Source organism: Methylobacterium sp. WL64, assembly GCF_008039945.1.
Lineage (GTDB): Bacteria > Pseudomonadota > Alphaproteobacteria > Rhizobiales > Beijerinckiaceae > Methylobacterium.
Map to the genome: position 1 here is coordinate 1 of NZ_VRVA01000017.1, position 16,496 is coordinate 16,496.

Below are 16,496 nucleotides of genomic sequence, written 5' to 3' on the forward strand. Positions count from 1 at the left end.
GCCCCATCCTCCGAGGCGCCCCCGCGCCAGGCCAAGCCGCGCCCCCGGCACGCGCCGGTCCCGAGCCAGCCGATCATGGTCTACGAAGCCCGGATCGGGGCCGGCGACCTGCGGATCTCGGGCTCGGTGCGCAAGCCGGGGGCGATCGTGGTCCTGGACGACGACATCTCGATCCAGGCCGACCGGCGCGGGCGCTTCGCGTTCCGGGTCCCCTACCGGCCGCCGACCTGCGTGGTGACCCTCAGGGCCGACCCGGACGAGCGCGAGGCGGTCGTCGCGAACTGCGCCGCCGAAGGCCCGCCGGGCCCACCCGGCCCCCAGGGCGCCGCGGGTCCGACCGGGGAGCCTGGTCCGAAGGGCGAGGCCGGCCCGAAGGGTGAACCGGGCAGCAAGGGCGACTCGGGCAGCAAGGGTGAACCGGGCAGCAAGGGTGAACCGGGCAGCAAGGGTGAACCGGGCAGCAAGGGTGAACCGGGCAGCAAGGGTGAACCGGGCAGCAAGGGAGAGCCTGGCGAGAAGGGTGAGCCGGGTGCTGCGGGAATTCCGGGCGCAAAGGGCGATCCGGGACCGAAGGGCGAGCCAGGACCGAAGGGCGAGCCGGGCATCAAGGGCGAGCCCGGCCCGGCCGGCGGGGCAGGGTCCAGGGGCGAGACCGGCGCATCCGCCCTGCGGGCCGTGCGCAAGTCCGACTGCGCGGGCGGCTGCACCGTCACCTGCGCGGCCGATGAGATGCTGGTCACCGCCCACTGCCTCAAGGGCGGCACCCCCGTCTATGACGGGGAGGGCGCCACCTGCCCGGCGGACGCCTCGGGGATCGTCGGGTTCTGCACCCGGCGGTGAGCCGGTATCCCCTTCGGCGACGAGCTTCCTAGCCGCGACGGGCGCCCTAGCCGCCGCTCTGGCGCAGCCAGTCGAGCATCCCGGCGGCGGCGGCCCGTCCGCCCGCGAAGGCGCCCTGGAGCAGGTAGCCGCCGGTCGGCGCCTCCCAGTCGAGCATCTCGCCGGCCAGGAACAGGCCGGGACGGGCACGCAGCATGGCGCGGCCGTCGAGGGCGTCGAGCCGGACCCCGCCCGCCGTCGAGATCGCCCGCTCGATCGGGGCCGAGCCGGTGAGGTCGAGGGGGGCGGCCTTGATCAGCCCGGCGAGCGCCTTGGGCTCGCCGGGAAGGTTTTGGCCGGCCGCCTCGCGCAGGAGACCCGCGGCCACCGGCGAGAGCCCCGCGGCCTTGCGCAGGCGGGTCGCGGTCGAGTCCCCCGGCCGGGCGCCGGCGAGGCGGCGGGCGAGATCCGTCCCGGTCAGGTCGGGGCGCAGATCGACGGTGAGCCGGGCACGGCCCCGCCCGGCGATCGCCGTCCGCAGGGGCCGCGACAGGGCGTAGATCGCCCCGCCCTCGATCCCGGCGGCGGTGATCACGGCCTCGCCCCGGACCGCAACGCCGTCGCAGGCGAGCGCCACCCGCTTGAGCGGCGCCCCGGAAAACCGCTCGCGGAACAGGGCGGACCACGCCACGGCAAAACCCGCATTGGCCGGCTCCAGGGGCGCGACGTCCACGCCGAGCCCCTCGAGAAGCGGCACCCAGAGCCCGTCAGAGCCGAGCCGCGGCCAGCTCGCCCCGCCGAGCGCCAGCAGGGCAGCCCGGGGCCGGATCTCGACCGGCCCGTCCGGCGTCGCGAAGGCAAGTGCCTCACCGATCGCCGTGAGCCGGTGTCGGGTGCGGATCCGGACCCCGAGCCGGTCGAGCCGCGCCAGCCAGGCCCGGAGCAGCGGCGATGCCTTGAAGCTCGTCGGAAACACCCGCCCGCTCGATCCCACGAAGGTCGGCTCGCCGAGATCCGCGCACCAGTCTCGCAGGGCCTCCGGGGGAAACGCCGCGATGGCGGCGTCCAGGTGGCCGGCGGGATGGTAGCGGGCCAGGAAGGCCGCGCGCGGCTCGCTGTGGGTGAGGTTGAGGCCGCCGCGCCCGGCGATCAGCAGCTTGCGGGCGACAGAGGGCATCCGGTCGTAAACCGTGACCGCGCGGCCGGCCTGCGCCAGCACCTCGGCCGCGGCCAGCCCGGCCGGCCCGCCGCCCACGATGGCGATATCGTTGATGTCGTCCGGCATCCGCCTGGAGAGCGGCAGGCTGCCCGCACCTGTCAAGATGTGGCCGATGTCGGCGGCGTCTCAGGGGCCGGACCGCCTTACCCGGCGCCGTTCTGCGACGATGCGGCTCCCCGACAGCCTGTTTGTCCGCCCGGTTCCCGTCGCGTGACGGTTCCGGTTGGCGGAGATCCCACACTCCCCCCTCATCCTGAGGTGCGGCGCAGCCGCCTCGAAGGAGCCCTCCAGGGATCGCGCGGCTGGCTGGAGGGCTCCTTCGAGGCCTCCGCTGCGCTCCGGCGCCTCAGGATGAGGGGGGGGGAGGATGGGAAAGATCGAACAACAGATTCTAACACAAATCCGACAGTGTCGGCCAATGGACCCGCAGAATTGTCCTGCCGTTCGCGGCCGGGATCTGCGAGATGGCTTGTTCGACAACCTGGCCGCCCATACGCTCATAGAAGCGAAGCGCAGCCTCATTGGCCTCGAAAACCCATAGGTACAGGCCATTTCCCGCCTGCTGGGCGGCGAGCTTTCGCGCAGCCGAGCGCAGCAGTGCCTCCCCGATCTTCCTGCCCCGCATCTCTGGACGGACGTGCAGGTTATCGACCAAGCTGCCCCATCGCCGATCAAGATCACGATGCGTCGCTACGAAGCCGACAAGTCCTTCATCGGACGTCGAGGCGATCTCGACCATGAAATTCAAGGCCGGCGTGTCGAGCTTTCCGAGCCAGTGCGAAAGGCGATCCTCCTCGACGGGCTCGGCCAGAAACGCGGGATCGAGGATCGACCGATAGGCATCGCGCCAACTCGCTACGTGGATCGCAGCGATGGTCTGCGCGTCCGTCGCCCGCGCGGCCCGGTAGATGATGTCGGCCATCCGCACATTATCCGTGGGGCACCGCCTGCGGGCAATTCACCCCGTGTCACGCACACGGCAGACGACCGCGGAACGCGTAGGATCCGGCGCGGCCCGACGTTAATGCCGTCCTCTGCGCGCAACCGTGATGCTGCAGCCTCGTTCCCGTCCAGTCTGCCGATCCGGCGCAAACCCAGAAGAGGCTTCCCGCCCGTGACGCTCTCCACCGCCGTCACCGCGACCGATCCGTCCACGCCGGCCCCCGCCGTGCCCTCGAAAGCCCGCCTCAGCCCGCTCGAGATCCGGTCGATCGTCTTCGGCCTGATGACCGCGATGCTGCTCGCGGCCCTCGATCAGACCATCGTGGCGACCGCGATGCCGACCATCGGGCTCGATCTCGGCGACGCCGCCAACCTGCCCTGGATCGTCACCGCCTACCTGCTCGCCTCCACAGCGGTCACGCCGCTCTACGGCAAGCTCTCCGACATCCACGGCCGGCGGATCATGCTGCTGATCGCCATCGCGACCTTCGTGCTCGGGTCGCTCGCCTGCGCGGTGGCGCCCACCATGGTGACCCTGGCGCTGGCCCGGGGCCTCCAGGGCATCGGCGGCGGCGGGCTGATCGCCCTGTCGCAGACCATCCTGGCCGACATCATGGCGCCCAAGGAGCGGGCGCGCTACCAGGTGGTGATCGCGGGCGTGTTCGTGGCGGCCTCGGTGGCGGGGCCCCTGCTCGGGGGCTTCTTCGCCCAGCACCTGCACTGGTCGCTGATCTTTTGGATCAACCTGCCGATCGGCTTCCTCGCCTTCGCGCTGACCAACGCCAAGCTGAAGCTGCTGCCGCGCAACGAGCGCCGCCACACGCTGGATTATCCCGGCGCCATCCTGCTGGTGCTGAGCTCGACCACCCTGATGCTGGCCCTGAGCTGGGGCGGCGTGCGCTACCCTTGGGGCTCCGCGCCGGTGCTCGGCCTGCTCGCCGTTGCGGCCGTGCTCGGGTGCGGCTTCGCGGCCCGGCTCGCCACGGCAGCCGAGCCGCTGATCCCCACGCAGGTGCTGAAGGACCGGGTGGTCTACAGCGCCACGCTGTCGGCCTGCTTTGCCATGGGCACCTTCATCGGCCTGACCATCTACGTGCCGATCTTCCTCGAAGGCGTGCTCGGGCTCACCGCCAGCGAATCCGGCGTGGCCCTGGTGCCCCTGATGGTCGGCACCGTCACCGGGGCGACGCTGTCGGGCCGGTCGATGCTGCTGTTCCGGCACTACAAGCGCGTGCCGCTGGCCATGATGAGCGTCAGCATCGCCTGCTGCGCCATCATCGCCCTGGAGGGGCGGGCGCTGCCGTTCTGGCTGATGGAGGTGATGCTGGCGCTGCTCTCCATGGGGATCGGGACGATCCTGCCGCTCTCCACCATCGCGATCCAGAACGCCGTGGAGCCGCACCAGCTCGGCATCGCCACGGCAGCGATGAACTTCTTCCGCTCGCTCGGCGGCGCCCTGATCGTGGCCGCCTTCGGGACGATCGTGCTCGGGGGGGCCGCCGGGACCGGGCACGACGTGGAGAGCCTGATCCGCGGCGGCGATCCCGCGCATCTGGCAGAGACCTTCCGCTCCGTGTTCCTGGCCGCCTGCGTCGGCCTGGTGGCGGCCCTCGGGTTCCTCGCCTACATGGAAGAGCGCCCGCTCGGTGAACGTCCCGCGGCAAAGCCCGGCGCAGCGCCGGCCGCCGACACCCCGACATGAGGACACGACCTTGGCTTGGCTGATCCTGCTCGCGGCCGGCCTGCTGGAGGTGGTCTGGGCCTACGCGATGAAGCGCTCCGACGGCTTCACCCAGCCCATCCCGAGCGCCGTGACGGTGGCGGCCGCGCTCGGCAGCTTCGTCCTGCTGGCCTTCGCGATGCGCAGCCTGCCGCTGGGCACCGCCTACACGGTCTGGACCGGCATCGGGGCGGTGGGCGCCTTCCTGCTCGGCATCCTGATGCTCGGCGAGAGCGCGAGCCCGTTGCGGATCGCCGCGGCGGCGCTGATCGTCTCGGGCCTGGTGCTGATGAAGCTCTCCGGGGAGGCCTGAGCACCGGCCGCGGACGCGGTCCGACGCGCGAGTCACCCGCGCGCCGCCACCGTGCCCTTGATTCGCCCGGTTCGCCCGCTTAACTCGCCCCTATCGGCTGCGGGCCCCTCTGGCGGGCGCTTTTCGGCGCCCGTGATGTCGGAGCCGATGCTTTCCTTCCGGAATCAGCATCAGGTCCCGCACATGATGGACGTTCTAACCGTCGAATGGCTCGGCAAGCCGTTGTGGATGTGGCTCGGCTTCCACGTCCTGATCGCCTGTCTGCTCGCCTTCGATCTCGGGCTGCTGCACCGGGACAAGGACCACGAGATCGGGGTCCGCGAGAGCCTGCTGCTGACCGGCTTCTACCTCGCGCTCGGGCTCGCCTTCGGCGGCTGGATCTGGTGGTATCTCGGTCCGCAGGCGGGCGAGGAATACGTCACCGGCCTCGTGGTCGAGAAGTCGCTGTCGATGGACAACGTCTTCGTCATCGCCATGATCCTGGCCGCCCTCGGCATCCCGCGCGCCGCCCAGCACCGGGTCCTGCTCTGGGGCATCCTGGCCGCCGTGCTGTTGCGCGGCCTGATGATCGGGCTCGGCGCGGCGCTGGTGCACCAGGTCCACTGGGTGCTGTCGCTGTTTGCCGCCTTCCTGATCTTCGCCGGCCTCAAGATCCTGTTCTCGGGCCCCGAGGAAGAGGGCGACTTCCAGAACAGCGCCATCGTGCGCTGGATCAAGAAGACCTTCCGGGTCACGCCCGAGCTGCACGGCCAGCACTTCGCGGTGCGCCGGCCCGACCCGGCTACCGGCAAGAAGGCCCTGTGGTTCACCCCGCTCGCCCTGGCGCTGGTGCTGGTCAATGGCGCCGACGTGATCTTCGCGGTCGACAGCGTGCCGGCGATCTTCGCGATCACCACCGACACGTTCGTGGTCTACACCTCCAACATCTTCGCGATCCTGGGACTGCGCGCCCTCTACTTCGCCCTCGCCGCGATGGTCGACCGGTTCGCCTATCTCAAGACCGCGCTCGCCTTCATCCTGATCTTCATCGGCGCCAAGATCGTCATCGCCGACACGTTCGGGCTGATCCACGTCCAGCCGTGGGTGTCCCTGGTGGTGACCCTGTCGCTGCTGACGATCGGCGTGCTCTACAGCCTGTGGCGCACCCGCACCGACGCGCCGGCCCCGGCGGTCTCCGGCCCGGCCCACGGCCACGAGGCGCCGGCCCATCGGGCCTGAAGTCCTGGTTTCAAAAGGTCCGGGACCTTGTGCGGGGCCAGGGCGGGGCCCTGGTTCATCGGGGCTCCGTCCCGACACCGCGCCAAAGGGCCGAGCCCTTTGGAAGCCCGGGATTTCCCCGTGCTAGGCTGGTAGCGCGGCGATCAGGTCGCGCAGGGTGGTGATGGTCGAGGCGTCGGCCACGCCGTCCACGCGCTCCTGGCGGAAATGGCGCTGGAAGGCCGTGACGACCGCATGCGTGCGCGCATCGAACGTCCCGGTTACCGCCACGTCGTAGCCGTAGAGGGCGAACATCGCCTGCAGCGCCTCCACGGGCTGGCCGGCATCGCCCTGCGCGAAGAACCGCCCATCCCGGAGGCGGGCCGGCGGCACCCGGTGGCCGATGCCGGCCGCCGCGAGGCGATCCCAGGGAAAGGTCTCGCCCGGATCCTCCTTGCGCTCCGGGGCGATGTCGGAATGGCCGAGCACCCGCTCCGGCGGGATCGGCCAGCGCCCCAGGATGTCCAGGGCCAGAGCGATCACGGCGTCGATCTGCACGTCCGGGTAGGGCGGCAGCCCGCCGGCATGGCCCGGATGGACGATCTCGATCCCGACCGAGCGGGAATTCAGGTCGGTCACGCCCTTCCAGGCACCCCGGCCCGCGTGCCAGGCGCGCCGAGCCTCCGGCACCATCTGGACGATGCCGCCATCCTCGAACACGAGGTAGTGGGCCGAGACCTCGCTCAGCGGATCCCGCAGCCGCGCCAGCGCGGCGGCGCCGCCCGCCATGCCGGTATAGTGCAGGAGCAGCATGTCGGGCTTCGCTCCGCGGCGCTCGCCGTGGTTCGGCGAGGGCGCCACGCGGCGGGCGAGGGGGCTGTCCGGATCGAGGCTCACCGCGCTCCGCGCTCCTGCACGATCCGGTCGTAGGCGGCGTTGATGGCGGCGAGCCGCCGGGTCGCGATGGTCACGGCCTCGGCGGGCAGGCCCCGGGCCAGCGCGCGGTCGGGATGATGCTCGGCGACCAGCACCCGGTGACGGGCCTTGACGGTGGCCTCGTCGGCCCCCGAGTCGAGGCCGAGGACCGCGTAGGGATCGTCCGGCAGCCGCACGTGCCGGGCCGCGATCCGCCGGAAGGCGGCATCGTCGAAGCCGAAGATCTCCGAGACGGCGCGCAGATAGCGCTCCTCGGCCTCGTGCAGCGCGCCGTCGGCGCCCGCGATCTGGAACAGGCCGTCGAGCACGTCCTCGAGAAGGGCCGGCTCGTCACCGAAGGTCGTCGCGAGCTGACGCGCGTAGGCTTCGAAGCCGTTCGTGGTCTTCTTGGCCAGGTCGAACAGCCGCTCGACGCCGGACCGCGCGGACTCGTCGACGCGGACGACCCGGCCGAACGCCTCGACCTCGGAGGGCAGCACGACGCCGTCGGACTTGGCCATCTTGGCCGCCAGCGCCACCAGTCCGGTGGTGAACACCACGTCGCGCGGCGTCGGGCCGAACGGCGCGCCGATCCGGTCGACCAGGAAGTGGCCCGCGACGCCGCCGATCAGCGCCCCGAGCGGACCGCCCACGGCGAGGCCGAGCCCGGCACCGCCGAGCTTGCCCCAGGGGCCCTGGAGCTTGGCCCCCTGGCTCATGGACTGGGCGATCCCGAAGGGGAACGCGGACGCGATGCGGTCATGGTCGGCGGCTTCAGGTCCGGCACCGGGGACGCCCCGGCCAAGGCCGGGATAACCGCTCCTCGGGCGGTGCGGAAGGGCCGGGACGCGCCCGGCCCCCCGGCTTTAGCGGCAGTAGATGTTGCCGTAGGCGTCCCGGTAGGTGCCGTAGGGGCAGCGCGGCGCCGTGGAGGCGCCCACGATGGCGCCGCCGGCGCCGCCGATCGCGGCACCCGCCAGGGCGCCGCCAGCGCGGCCCGTGGCGGCAGCGCCGATGGCCGCGCCGGTGAGCGCGCCGAGGCCGGCACCGCCGAGAGCCCGGTCCTCCGGCGTGTTGCAGGCGCCCAGCGACAGGGCTGCGATGGTGGCGAGGGCGGCTGCGGTCAGCTTCTTCATGGTCCCCTGATCTCCCTTGTGCATCCGGTCCGGCCGTCGTCGTGGCGGATCGCGGTGAGCTTAGCAGTAAAGCAATGCGCTCCCTACGGCTAAGGTTCCCTGCCCGGAGCCGTCGATCGCGCGCGGGTCCCGAATGCCGCGCCGGCACCTCCCACCGGCGGCGGCCGGAGTTGCGCCCGCTTCCCGTCTCGCCTTATGCCACCGGCCTGAGGCGGCGCTCCGGCCGGGGCGCCGCGGCGCCATCCCCGAGGGTCCCATGTCGAGAGCCACCACGATCGTCCGCCGGGCCGCGGTTCGCCCCGACCGCGTCGTCGACACGGTGAGCCTCGACCACGCGAGCCGGGCGGCGGCCTCCGGATCCCTCGTCGCGGAGGGCGGCCTCGGGTTCGAGGTGGCGCTCGCCAAGGCGGCGGCGCTGGAGGACGGCGACGCCCTGCGCCTGGAGGACGGCCGCCTCGTCGCGGTGCGGGCCGCCGCGGAGGCGCTGCTGGAGGTGCGCGCCGGGAACCCGGCCCGGCTGACCCGGCTGGCCTGGCAGCTCGGCGGCAACCACGTCCCCGCCGAGATCGCCGCGGACGTGCTCTACGTCCCGGCCTCGCCGGCCAATGCCGAGCTGGTGCGCGGGCAGGGCTGCACCGCGAGCCCGGTCTCGCGTCCGTTCCGGCCCGAGCATGCCGCGCACGACCACAGCACCTGCGGGCACGATCACGGGCATGACCATCACGACCACGGGCATGATCACGAACACGCCCACGAACACGCCCACGGGCACACCGACGGGCACACCCACGCGCACGCCGACGATCACGCACATGCGCATGATCACGGGCACGCGCATGATCAGGGGCACGGCCATGGCCCTGATCACGACCCTCACGCGCACGACCAGGCCGGGACGCATGACCATGCGCATCCGGGGCACGTGCACGGTCCGGGCTGCAACCACGACCATTAGGACCAACCGCGTCCGGAGCCGCAGCGCGCCGCCGAGCCCGGGGCGACTTCGGCGGCCTGCCTGAGGACGCCATGCCGACCCGGCTCTCCCGCAGGGCCGGGTCGGCTTGCCCGACATGCACGGCGTCCGACAGGCACGCGTCCGCTCTCGATCAGCGCCCCTCCAACCCGCCCCCAGATCCTCAGGCGTAAGCCATCCGAGTCTCGGTCCGTCGCCTCAGGACGCGGGCGAGGATGGGAAAGACGAGCCAGACGGGCCCCGATCTGGATCGGGCCGGCAGACCATGCGGAGAAGTCACGCCACGAGTCCCGCAACATTCGCGCGGGGGTGGAGCGAGTCTATCCGACCTTAATCTATGTTTGTGCCGTAGGCGAACATTGCGACAGTTCTTTCGAACACCGTCCTCGATCCTTCGCGTGACGGCTTTCGATTCACCTTCTCCCCGGACGACCTGTCGCAGGCGGGAACAGTGACCTGAAACCGCAGTTGCCCGAGTCCCGACCAGCGGTTGCCCCCTCCGGGGCGGACCTGCGCAGATACGGGCTACGGAGCGCATGCAGTTTCCCCGCGACGACCAAGAGCATCCGCGTGCCCAGGCCTTCCGCGACTTCATTCGAAATCCCCCGTTCCCCTGCGTCGGCGCCAAGTCGGCGCTGTCGCGCGGGCGCATGAAGATCGTCGTGGCCCGGGACATCACCTCGGGCTGGGACGACATGCGCATCTACCCGGCTCTGCTCGCCTTCGTGGCGCGCTACCGGGAGGCTCCCGACCTGTTCCAGAGCTTCGCGGTGGTGTTCGAGGGGCCGGGCGACCTGTCAGAGGAAGCGTTCGAGCAGAATCTCTGGGCGCGGGCGCAATCCCTGACCGACAAGGATGCCTGGCTCGGCCAGCCCCACGACGCCCGGGTGGCGGACGATCCGGACAACCCGCACTTCTCGTTGAGCTTCGGCGGCGAGGCGTTCTTCGTGGTCGGCCTGCATCCGAACGCGAGCCGGCCGGCGCGGCGGTTCTCCTCGCCGGTTCTGGTGTTCAACCTGCACGCCCAGTTCGAGCGGCTGCGGGCCGAGGGCCGCTACGAGAAGCTCCGCGCCTCGATCCTGGAGCGCGACGAGGCCCTGGCCGGCAGCCTCAATCCGATGCTGGCGCGTCACGGGGAGTCCTCGGAGGCGCGCCAGTACAGCGGCCGCGTGGTCGGCGACGAGTGGCGCTGCCCGATGCAGGGCCGTCCGGCGGCGCCCGCCACACCGGTCGTAGACGACTGGCATCCGCTGGCTTCCCCGCGCGACCTCACCTTCCCGACCAGCGGCGCCTGAGGCGCCGCTGGATCGCGGCGGCGCCTGCCGCGTTGCCGGCCGGAGCGGAGCGGGAGCAAAGACACCATGGACCGGGCGGATGTGCAGCAGATCGAGCCGCGCTCAGGCGTCGCCTTCACCCTGGACCGCGGCCAGCGGCTGACGGTGATCGACCCGCGCGGGGAGCAGGTGGCCGATCTGGTCGCCTACAATCGTCACGACACGGGTGAGGTGATCTCGTCCGGGCGGACCCTCGACTATGCCAGCCGGATCTACCTGACCACCGGCGACCCGCTCTACTCGAACCGCTCGAACGTGCTGCTGCGCATCGTCGAGGACACGGTCGGCCGCCACGACTTCCTGCTGACGCCGTGCTCGGCCGACACGTTCCGGATCATCTACGGCGACACGGACCCGCACCGGGGCTGCTTCGGCAACCTCGCCGCGGCGCTCGCCCCCTACGGCATCGCACCCGACGCGATCCCGGTGGCGTTCAACTGCTTTATGAACGTGCCGATCGATGGAACGACCGGGGCGCTCACGGTCGAGCCGCCGCTGAGCCGGGCGGGCGACCGGATCGTGTTCACCGCCGAGACCGACCTGATCATCGGATTGACAGCCTGCTCGGCGCTGCAATCGAACAACGGAAGCTTCAAGCCGATTCACTATCGGATCGACGCTTAGGCCACACAATCCCGCCGGGGCGGGCGGTTGTTCCGCGAAGAGGTTCGTAGTTTTTTTTGGAAACCTCTTGATCCCCCGCGCTCGTCGCGCGATGTGGTCATCGAATATGTGTCCAGAGACTTATCGAGACCGGAAAGCGTATCCAATACGCTGTCGATACCCGGTGTGGACCGAATCTTTACCAATCCCGTGTCACACCTTCGCCCCGGAACGGTGCCGTGGGGTCCGGGCCGCCGTGGGCGGTGCCGCCCCCCGGCACCGGCAGCCCTCGACGGCCTTGGCCCGTCCCGTTTCCGGTGCCTCAATGATACGCTCGCAGACCGACCGCTCGTCCGAGGGCCACGCCGTGCCCCGGTGGAGCCTCTCGAACGTCACGCTGCGCCACAAGCTGGCGGCGGTGATGGCCCTGGTGCTGGCGGCGGTCGGCGCCCTCAGTGGGTTGAACTACGTCGACACCCGCTCCTCGGCGCTCGAGGACCGGGCGTTGATGACCAGAAACCTCGGCGACGTCGCCCAGAGCCTGCTCGCCCATTACGAGGCACTGGCCTCCGCCGGCCGGATGCCGCTCGATCAGGCCCAGAAGGCCGCCCTCGACGCGGTGAGCGCCCTGCGCTTCGGCAACGCCGACTATTTCTTCGTCCTGGATACCGACGGACGGCTGATCGCCAACGCGTTCAACGCCAAGAACATCGGCAAGGTGGTTCTGGAGCAGACCGACGTCCCAGGCGGGAAACGCTACTTCGCCGAGATGGTGGACGTCGCCAAGCGCGACGGTGCCGGCTTCGTCGACTACATGAAGCCGCGTGCGGGCGGGAGCGAGCCGGTCGAGAAGGTCGCCAGCGTCCAGATGTTCAAGCCCTGGGGCTGGGTCGTCGCCGCCGGGCTCTATCGCGACGACGTCTACGCGGCCGTACGCCACCGCGCGCTGACCAATGCCCTCTGGTCCGCCGGCCTGGTGCTTCCCGTGCTCGCCCTGCTCGTACTCATCGGCAACGGCCTGTCGCGGCCGATCGTGCGCCTGACCGCGGCGATGCGGGGGCTCGCCGGCGGCGACCTCGCGGTGCCGGTGGCGGACCAGCGGCGCGGCGACGAGGTCGGCGCGATGGCCCGGGCCGTACAGGTCTTCAAGGACGCGCTGATCGCCAAGCGGGACGCCGAGACCGTCGCCGCCGCCGAGAACGCCGCCAAGATGCGCCGCGCCCAGGCGCTGGACGAACTCACCGGCCGGTTCGACGCCCATGTCGGCGCGCTGACCCAGAGCCTGTCGGCGGCCGCCGTGGAGATGGAGGCCACCGCCCGGGAGATGACCCGCACGGCCGCCCGCACCACCGACCAGTCCGGGCGTGTCGCGGCCGCCTCGGAGCAGACGTCGTCCAACGTCGAGACCGTGGCCGCCGCCAGCGAGGAGATGTCCGCCTCGATCCAGGAGATCGCGTCCCGCGTCGCCCAGTCCTCCACGATGGCCGACCAGGCCAGCGTCGACGCCGCCCGCACGAACGACCTGATGCAGGTCCTGTCCCGGGGCACGGACCAGATCAGCGAGGTGATGGGCCTGATCGCCGGCATCGCCGGACAGACCAACCTGCTGGCGCTCAACGCCACCATCGAAGCCGCCCGGGCCGGGGAGGCCGGCAAAGGCTTCGCCGTCGTGGCCGGCGAGGTGAAGGCCCTGGCGGCCCAGACCGCCAAGGCCACCGACACGATCGCCCATCAGATCGCCGCGATCCAGAACGAGACCCGGCACGCCGTCGAGTCGATCCGGACGATCGGGGGCACGATCGATGCCATGCGCACGGTCGCCCTGAGCGTGGCCGCCGCCATGGAGGAGCAGGGCGCCGCCACGAGCGAGATCGTGCGCAACGTCACCCAGGCCGCGCAGGGGACGCAGGCCGTCAGCGCCGACATCGCCGAGGTCCGGGAAGCCGCCGGCGAGACCGGCGCCGCCGCCAGCCAGGTGCTGAGCGCCGCGCAGGATCTGGCGCGCTACGCCTCCGGGCTGGGACAGGAGGTGACCACGTTCCTCGCTGCGGTCAAAGCCGCCTGAGAGGGTGGCCTAAGCTTCCGCTCCGGCGCGATGAAGAGGTGCTCTCCTCGCCCCGCTTGCGAGGAGCGGGGAACCCGCGCTTCGTCCTGAGGGGACGACGCGCAACCCGGCTTCGATCGGTAGCCCGCACCAGAGAAAATCAAAGAATCCCGTCGATCGCCACCCGGAGATGTTCCGGCCCGCGCAGGGCGGCCCCGGAGCGGTAGGGCGGCGGGTTTTCGATCAGCCGGGGGGCCTTGAGCCGGCTCGCCAGGGCGGTGAGCGCCGCCTCGGCCTCGAACCGGGCGAGCGGTGCGCCGACGCAGTAATGGAGGCTGCCGCCGAAGCCGAGGTGGCGGATGCCGGCGCGGTCGGGATCGAAGCGATCGGGATCCGGGAAGACGGCGCCGTCGCGGTTGCCGGAGGCGAGCAGCAGCACGAGGTCGGCGCCCTCGGGGATCGTGACGCCGGCGATGTCGATGGCCGACAGCGTCTTTCGGGTCCGGAACTGCACGGGCGGCTCGTAGCGCAGCAGTTCCTCGATGAGGCGCGGGGCGCGGCCGGGATCCTGCCGCAGGCGCTCCAGCTCGTCGGGGTGGCGCAGCAGGGTCAGCAGCCCGTTGGTGATGAGGTTCACGGTGGTCTCGTGGCCTGCCACCAGCATCAGGATCGAGGTGGCGATCAGGTCGTAATCGCCCATCTTGGCGCCCTCCGGCGTCGCCTCGTTGGCGAGCCCCGAGAGCATGTCGTCCTGCGGATGGCGGCGCTTCTCCTTGATCAGGTCGGCCATGTAGCCGCCGATCGCGTCGAAGGTCCGGCTGTTCGCATCGCGGATCTCCCGATCCGACAGGCTGTCCGGCTCGAGGGCGGTGGCGAGCTGGGTCGCCCAGCCGTGGAACTTCGGCTCGTCCTCCCGGGGGACGCCGAACAACTCGCAGATCACCGTCACCGGCAGCGGGTAGGCGAGGTCGTCGACCGCGTCGATCTCCCGGGCGCCGCACTTCTCGTTCAGCAGGTCGGCCACCAGCCGGTCGGAGCGGGCCCGCATCGCCTGGACGCGCGCACGGGAGAACTGGTGCATCACGGACGCCCGCAGGACGTCGTGGTCCGGCGGGTCGCGGAAGATGAAGACCCGGTGCCGGTCCATCATCCAGTCCTTGAGCGGCTTGACGATGAGGTCGGTGAGGGGGTTGCCGGTGCGCGGCCGGTCGGCCGGGGGCAGGGTCTCGGAGCTGACCCGCGGGTCGTGCAGCAAGCTCGAGATGGCGCCGTGGGTCGCGGCCACCCAGGTCCCTTCCTCGGTCCCGTCGTCCTGGCGCGAGACCGGATGCTCCCGCAGCTTGGCGTAGATCGGATAGGGGTCCGCGCGGTTGGCGAAATCCTTGACCTGATCGAGGAGGGTGGCGTCGGGCATGCGGTGTCCAAGTTGCGCATCGTCCGGACGGAGACGTCCGGGACGATCCAAATCGAAACCTCGGCGCGTCGCCCGGGATCCCGGGCGGGGCGCCTGAGCGGTCAGGGAAAGCCGGGGGTGAGGAGGGTGATCCCTTTCGCCGGGCGATCGGCGGCGGTCCCGTCCGGCGGGAACGGCGCGCCGGCGGCGACCCGCTCGGCATGGGCCGGCAACCAGCGGGCGCTGTCCACCGAGACGGCCGCGATGCACCGCCCCGCCCGTCCGTAGACGGCGAGGAAGCGGCCGGTGCCGGGCTCGCCATGGGTGATCGCCAGGGCGTCCGCGCCCTCGGTCAGCCCGACGGACTTGACCACCACGCTGCCCTGCGCGGACCAGAAGGTCGGCAACGCGCCGTAGGGGCCCTCGGGCTTCGCCCCGGCCAGCAGCCGCCCGGCATGGATGCCCTGCGCCACCGCCTGGCTCCAATGCTCCAGCGCCACGCGCCGCCCGCCGTAGAGCGGGTGGGGGAACCGGGCCACGTCGCCGGCGGCGGCGATGCGCGGGTCGGCCGCCCCGTCGGTGTCGAGGACGTAGCCCGCCGCGTCGCAATCGACGCCGCCCGGATCCGCCGACAGGCCGGAGCCGTCGAGCCATTCGGTGTTGCGGACGGCCCCGAGGGCGATCACCGCGACGTCCGCGTCGATGCGGGTGCCGTCCGTGAGGTGTGCGCGCACGAACCGGCCATCCGCCTCTTCGAGCCACTCGACCTCGCTGCCGCAGCGCAGATCGACGCCCCGCCCCTCGTGGATCGCCCCGATGAACGCCCCGACCGTGCCTCCAAGGACGCGGGCCAGGGGCGTCGGCCCGGGCTCGACCAGGGTCACCGGCAGGCCGAGCTGCCGGCACACGCTGGCGACCTCGCAGCCGATGAAGCCGCCGCCGATCACCAGCACCCGGCGGGGAGCCGCGGCCAGCGCGGTCCGCAGGGCGGCGGCATCATCCCGCCCGCGCAGGGTGAAGACGCCGGCCAGCCGGCCCTCATGGGGGTTTGGCCACGCCCGGGCGCGGGTGCCGGTGGCGATCAGCAAGCGGTCGTAGGGCAGGGCGCGCCCGTCCGCGAGGTGGAGGGTGCGCGCCCCCCGGTCGAGGCGCTCGGCCGGGCTTCCGAGACGCCATTCCACGTCCGCGCCGAGGCTGCTCGGCAGGGCGGTCGCGTCCGGTCCGGTCTCGCCGGTGAGCACGTGCTTCGAGAGTGGCGGACGGTCATAGGGCCGGTACGGCTCGGCGCCGACGATGGTCAGCGGACCGGCGAACCCGGCCTCCCGCATCGCCTCGGCGCCGCGCAAAGCCGCCAGGCCGGCGCCCACCACGATCGCGCGCTCGGTGGTCGATCCCGACGCCATCTCAGGCAGCCTGCCCCGGATCTTCGACCCGGATCGCCTGGACCGGGCAGGCGACGCGCGCCCGCTCGATGTCGGCGCGGTCCTGCGCGGCCGGGGCGGGATCGTAGAACAGCGCCTCGTGTCCCTCGATGCGGAAGTGCCGCGGCGCCGCGTAACAGCACTGGGCGTAGGCCTGGCAGAGGTTGAGATCGACGCACACCCGCAGGCCGGGTGGTGAGCCGGAGGACGCATCGGCGGGGGTGGACATGGCGGTGCAACCACGGCGGGGGCAGCGAGTTCCGCGCAAAACGCCGTCCCCGCCGTCGCAGACGCAACGGGCTGAGACGATGGGAACGGATCGGGCCGGGACCCGCGATGGCAATCGGGGCCTTCGAGCTCCACTGTGGAGACGCTGCGCCGGATCGCCGACGCGACGGGTACGGAGCCCGCGGTTCGGTTCAAGGGCTCGCGCCGCGGCAGGCCCGTCCAGCCGAGCCGGACACCGG

General features: G+C 71.7%; 16 protein-coding genes. 8 read left to right on the top strand and 8 right to left on the bottom strand.

Annotation, left to right across the window (positions count from 1 at the left end):
• A partial coding sequence (locus FV242_RS10930; protein WP_246692669.1) for a collagen-like protein occupies window positions 1-840 on the top strand: 840 nt, incomplete at its 5' end.
• Between the two features lie 46 nt (window positions 841-886).
• On the opposite strand, the gene FV242_RS10935 is transcribed toward FV242_RS10930, so the two are convergent.
• The gene (locus FV242_RS10935) at window positions 887-2,104 is read right to left on the bottom strand and encodes a TIGR03862 family flavoprotein (protein ID WP_147938980.1); all 1,218 of its coding nucleotides are present in this window, start codon (window positions 2,102-2,104) and stop codon (window positions 887-889) included.
• A gap of 325 nt (window positions 2,105-2,429) precedes the next feature.
• Window positions 2,430-2,960 carry a GNAT family N-acetyltransferase gene (locus FV242_RS10945; RefSeq protein WP_147910817.1) on the bottom strand — a complete coding sequence of 177 codons (531 nt, stop codon included), beginning with the start codon at window positions 2,958-2,960 and terminating at the stop codon, window positions 2,430-2,432.
• A 303-nt stretch (window positions 2,961-3,263) separates the two neighbouring features.
• Here FV242_RS10945 and FV242_RS10950 point away from each other — a divergent pair, with 303 nt between their 5' ends.
• The 3 genes from FV242_RS10950 (at window position 3,264) to FV242_RS10960 (ending at window position 6,231) form a co-directional block, all read left to right on the top strand.
• Window positions 3,264-4,682, top strand: coding sequence for an MDR family MFS transporter (locus FV242_RS10950; protein ID WP_246692494.1), 1,419 nt, complete (start codon window positions 3,264-3,266; stop codon window positions 4,680-4,682).
• A gap of 10 nt (window positions 4,683-4,692) precedes the next feature.
• Window positions 4,693-5,013: a quaternary ammonium compound efflux SMR transporter SugE gene (gene sugE / locus FV242_RS10955; protein ID WP_147910816.1), complete on the top strand. Its 321-nt coding sequence runs from the start codon at window positions 4,693-4,695 to the stop codon at window positions 5,011-5,013.
• A 183-nt stretch (window positions 5,014-5,196) separates the two neighbouring features.
• Window positions 5,197-6,231 (top strand): TerC family protein, encoded by a 1,035-nt coding sequence (locus tag FV242_RS10960; protein ID WP_147910815.1) that lies wholly within the window; start codon window positions 5,197-5,199, stop codon window positions 6,229-6,231.
• A gap of 123 nt (window positions 6,232-6,354) precedes the next feature.
• Here FV242_RS10960 and FV242_RS10965 read toward each other — a convergent pair whose 3' ends face one another.
• The 3 genes from FV242_RS10965 to FV242_RS10975 form a co-directional block, all read right to left on the bottom strand.
• Window positions 6,355-7,107, bottom strand: coding sequence for an N-acetylmuramoyl-L-alanine amidase (locus FV242_RS10965; protein WP_147910814.1), 753 nt, complete (start codon window positions 7,105-7,107; stop codon window positions 6,355-6,357).
• The gene (locus tag FV242_RS10970; RefSeq protein WP_147938938.1) at window positions 7,104-7,844 is read right to left on the bottom strand and encodes a TerB family tellurite resistance protein; all 741 of its coding nucleotides are present in this window, start codon (window positions 7,842-7,844) and stop codon (window positions 7,104-7,106) included. The genes FV242_RS10965 and FV242_RS10970 overlap by 4 nt, the downstream gene beginning before the upstream one ends.
• A gap of 147 nt (window positions 7,845-7,991) precedes the next feature.
• A complete protein-coding gene (locus FV242_RS10975; protein WP_007560631.1) occupies window positions 7,992-8,261 on the bottom strand; it encodes a hypothetical protein in 270 nt (89 codons plus the stop codon).
• A 256-nt stretch (window positions 8,262-8,517) separates the two neighbouring features.
• On the opposite strand from FV242_RS10975, the gene FV242_RS10980 reads away from it, so the two are divergent.
• The 4 genes from FV242_RS10980 (at window position 8,518) to FV242_RS10995 (ending at window position 13,236) form a co-directional block, all read left to right on the top strand.
• Window positions 8,518-9,216, top strand: a complete 699-nt coding sequence (locus tag FV242_RS10980; RefSeq protein WP_147938939.1) for an urease accessory protein UreE — start codon at window positions 8,518-8,520, stop codon at window positions 9,214-9,216.
• A 554-nt stretch (window positions 9,217-9,770) separates the two neighbouring features.
• Window positions 9,771-10,529 (top strand): guanitoxin biosynthesis heme-dependent pre-guanitoxin N-hydroxylase GntA, encoded by a 759-nt coding sequence (gntA, locus tag FV242_RS10985; protein ID WP_147938940.1) that lies wholly within the window; start codon window positions 9,771-9,773, stop codon window positions 10,527-10,529.
• Between the two features lie 66 nt (window positions 10,530-10,595).
• Window positions 10,596-11,192 (top strand): DUF1989 domain-containing protein, encoded by a 597-nt coding sequence (locus tag FV242_RS10990; RefSeq protein WP_147938941.1) that lies wholly within the window; start codon window positions 10,596-10,598, stop codon window positions 11,190-11,192.
• 304 nt (window positions 11,193-11,496) lie between these two features.
• Window positions 11,497-13,236 carry a methyl-accepting chemotaxis protein gene (locus FV242_RS10995; RefSeq protein WP_147938942.1) on the top strand — a complete coding sequence of 580 codons (1,740 nt, stop codon included), beginning with the start codon at window positions 11,497-11,499 and terminating at the stop codon, window positions 13,234-13,236.
• Between the two features lie 139 nt (window positions 13,237-13,375).
• Here the strand turns inward: FV242_RS10995 and FV242_RS11000 are convergent, their stop codons facing one another.
• From FV242_RS11000 to FV242_RS11010, 3 genes are all read right to left on the bottom strand, one after another.
• Entirely contained in the window at window positions 13,376-14,629 is a 1,254-nt protein-coding gene (locus FV242_RS11000; RefSeq protein ID WP_147938943.1) for a cytochrome P450, read from the bottom strand.
• Between the two features lie 101 nt (window positions 14,630-14,730).
• On the bottom strand, window positions 14,731-16,011 hold the full coding sequence (locus tag FV242_RS11005; protein ID WP_147938944.1) for an NAD(P)/FAD-dependent oxidoreductase: 1,281 nt from the start codon (window positions 16,009-16,011) through the stop codon (window positions 14,731-14,733).
• Between the two features lies 1 nt (window position 16,012).
• Window positions 16,013-16,258: a ferredoxin gene (locus tag FV242_RS11010; protein WP_147857803.1), complete on the bottom strand. Its 246-nt coding sequence runs from the start codon at window positions 16,256-16,258 to the stop codon at window positions 16,013-16,015.
• Between the last annotated feature and the right edge of the window lie 238 nt (window positions 16,259-16,496).

Excerpts from the sequence above, each read along its gene's own strand:
- FV242_RS10935 (WP_147938980.1), bottom strand. The coding sequence starts at position 2,104 with ATGCCGGACGACATCAACGATATCGCCATCGTGGGCGGCGGGCCGGCC.
- FV242_RS10945 (WP_147910817.1), bottom strand. The coding sequence starts at position 2,960 with ATGGCCGACATCATCTACCGGGCCGCGCGGGCGACGGACGCGCAGACC.
- FV242_RS10950 (WP_246692494.1), top strand. The coding sequence starts at position 3,264 with ATGACCGCGATGCTGCTCGCGGCCCTCGATCAGACCATCGTGGCGACC.
- FV242_RS10960 (WP_147910815.1), top strand. The coding sequence starts at position 5,197 with ATGATGGACGTTCTAACCGTCGAATGGCTCGGCAAGCCGTTGTGGATG.
- FV242_RS10970 (WP_147938938.1), bottom strand. The coding sequence starts at position 7,844 with ATGAGCCAGGGGGCCAAGCTCCAGGGCCCCTGGGGCAAGCTCGGCGGT.
- FV242_RS10975 (WP_007560631.1), bottom strand. The coding sequence starts at position 8,261 with ATGAAGAAGCTGACCGCAGCCGCCCTCGCCACCATCGCAGCCCTGTCG.
- FV242_RS10980 (WP_147938939.1), top strand. The coding sequence starts at position 8,518 with ATGTCGAGAGCCACCACGATCGTCCGCCGGGCCGCGGTTCGCCCCGAC.
- gntA (WP_147938940.1), top strand. The coding sequence starts at position 9,771 with ATGCAGTTTCCCCGCGACGACCAAGAGCATCCGCGTGCCCAGGCCTTC.
- FV242_RS10990 (WP_147938941.1), top strand. The coding sequence starts at position 10,596 with ATGGACCGGGCGGATGTGCAGCAGATCGAGCCGCGCTCAGGCGTCGCC.
- FV242_RS10995 (WP_147938942.1), top strand. The coding sequence starts at position 11,497 with ATGATACGCTCGCAGACCGACCGCTCGTCCGAGGGCCACGCCGTGCCC.
- FV242_RS11000 (WP_147938943.1), bottom strand. The coding sequence starts at position 14,629 with ATGCCCGACGCCACCCTCCTCGATCAGGTCAAGGATTTCGCCAACCGC.
- FV242_RS11005 (WP_147938944.1), bottom strand. The coding sequence starts at position 16,011 with ATGGCGTCGGGATCGACCACCGAGCGCGCGATCGTGGTGGGCGCCGGC.
- FV242_RS11010 (WP_147857803.1), bottom strand. The coding sequence starts at position 16,258 with ATGTCCACCCCCGCCGATGCGTCCTCCGGCTCACCACCCGGCCTGCGG.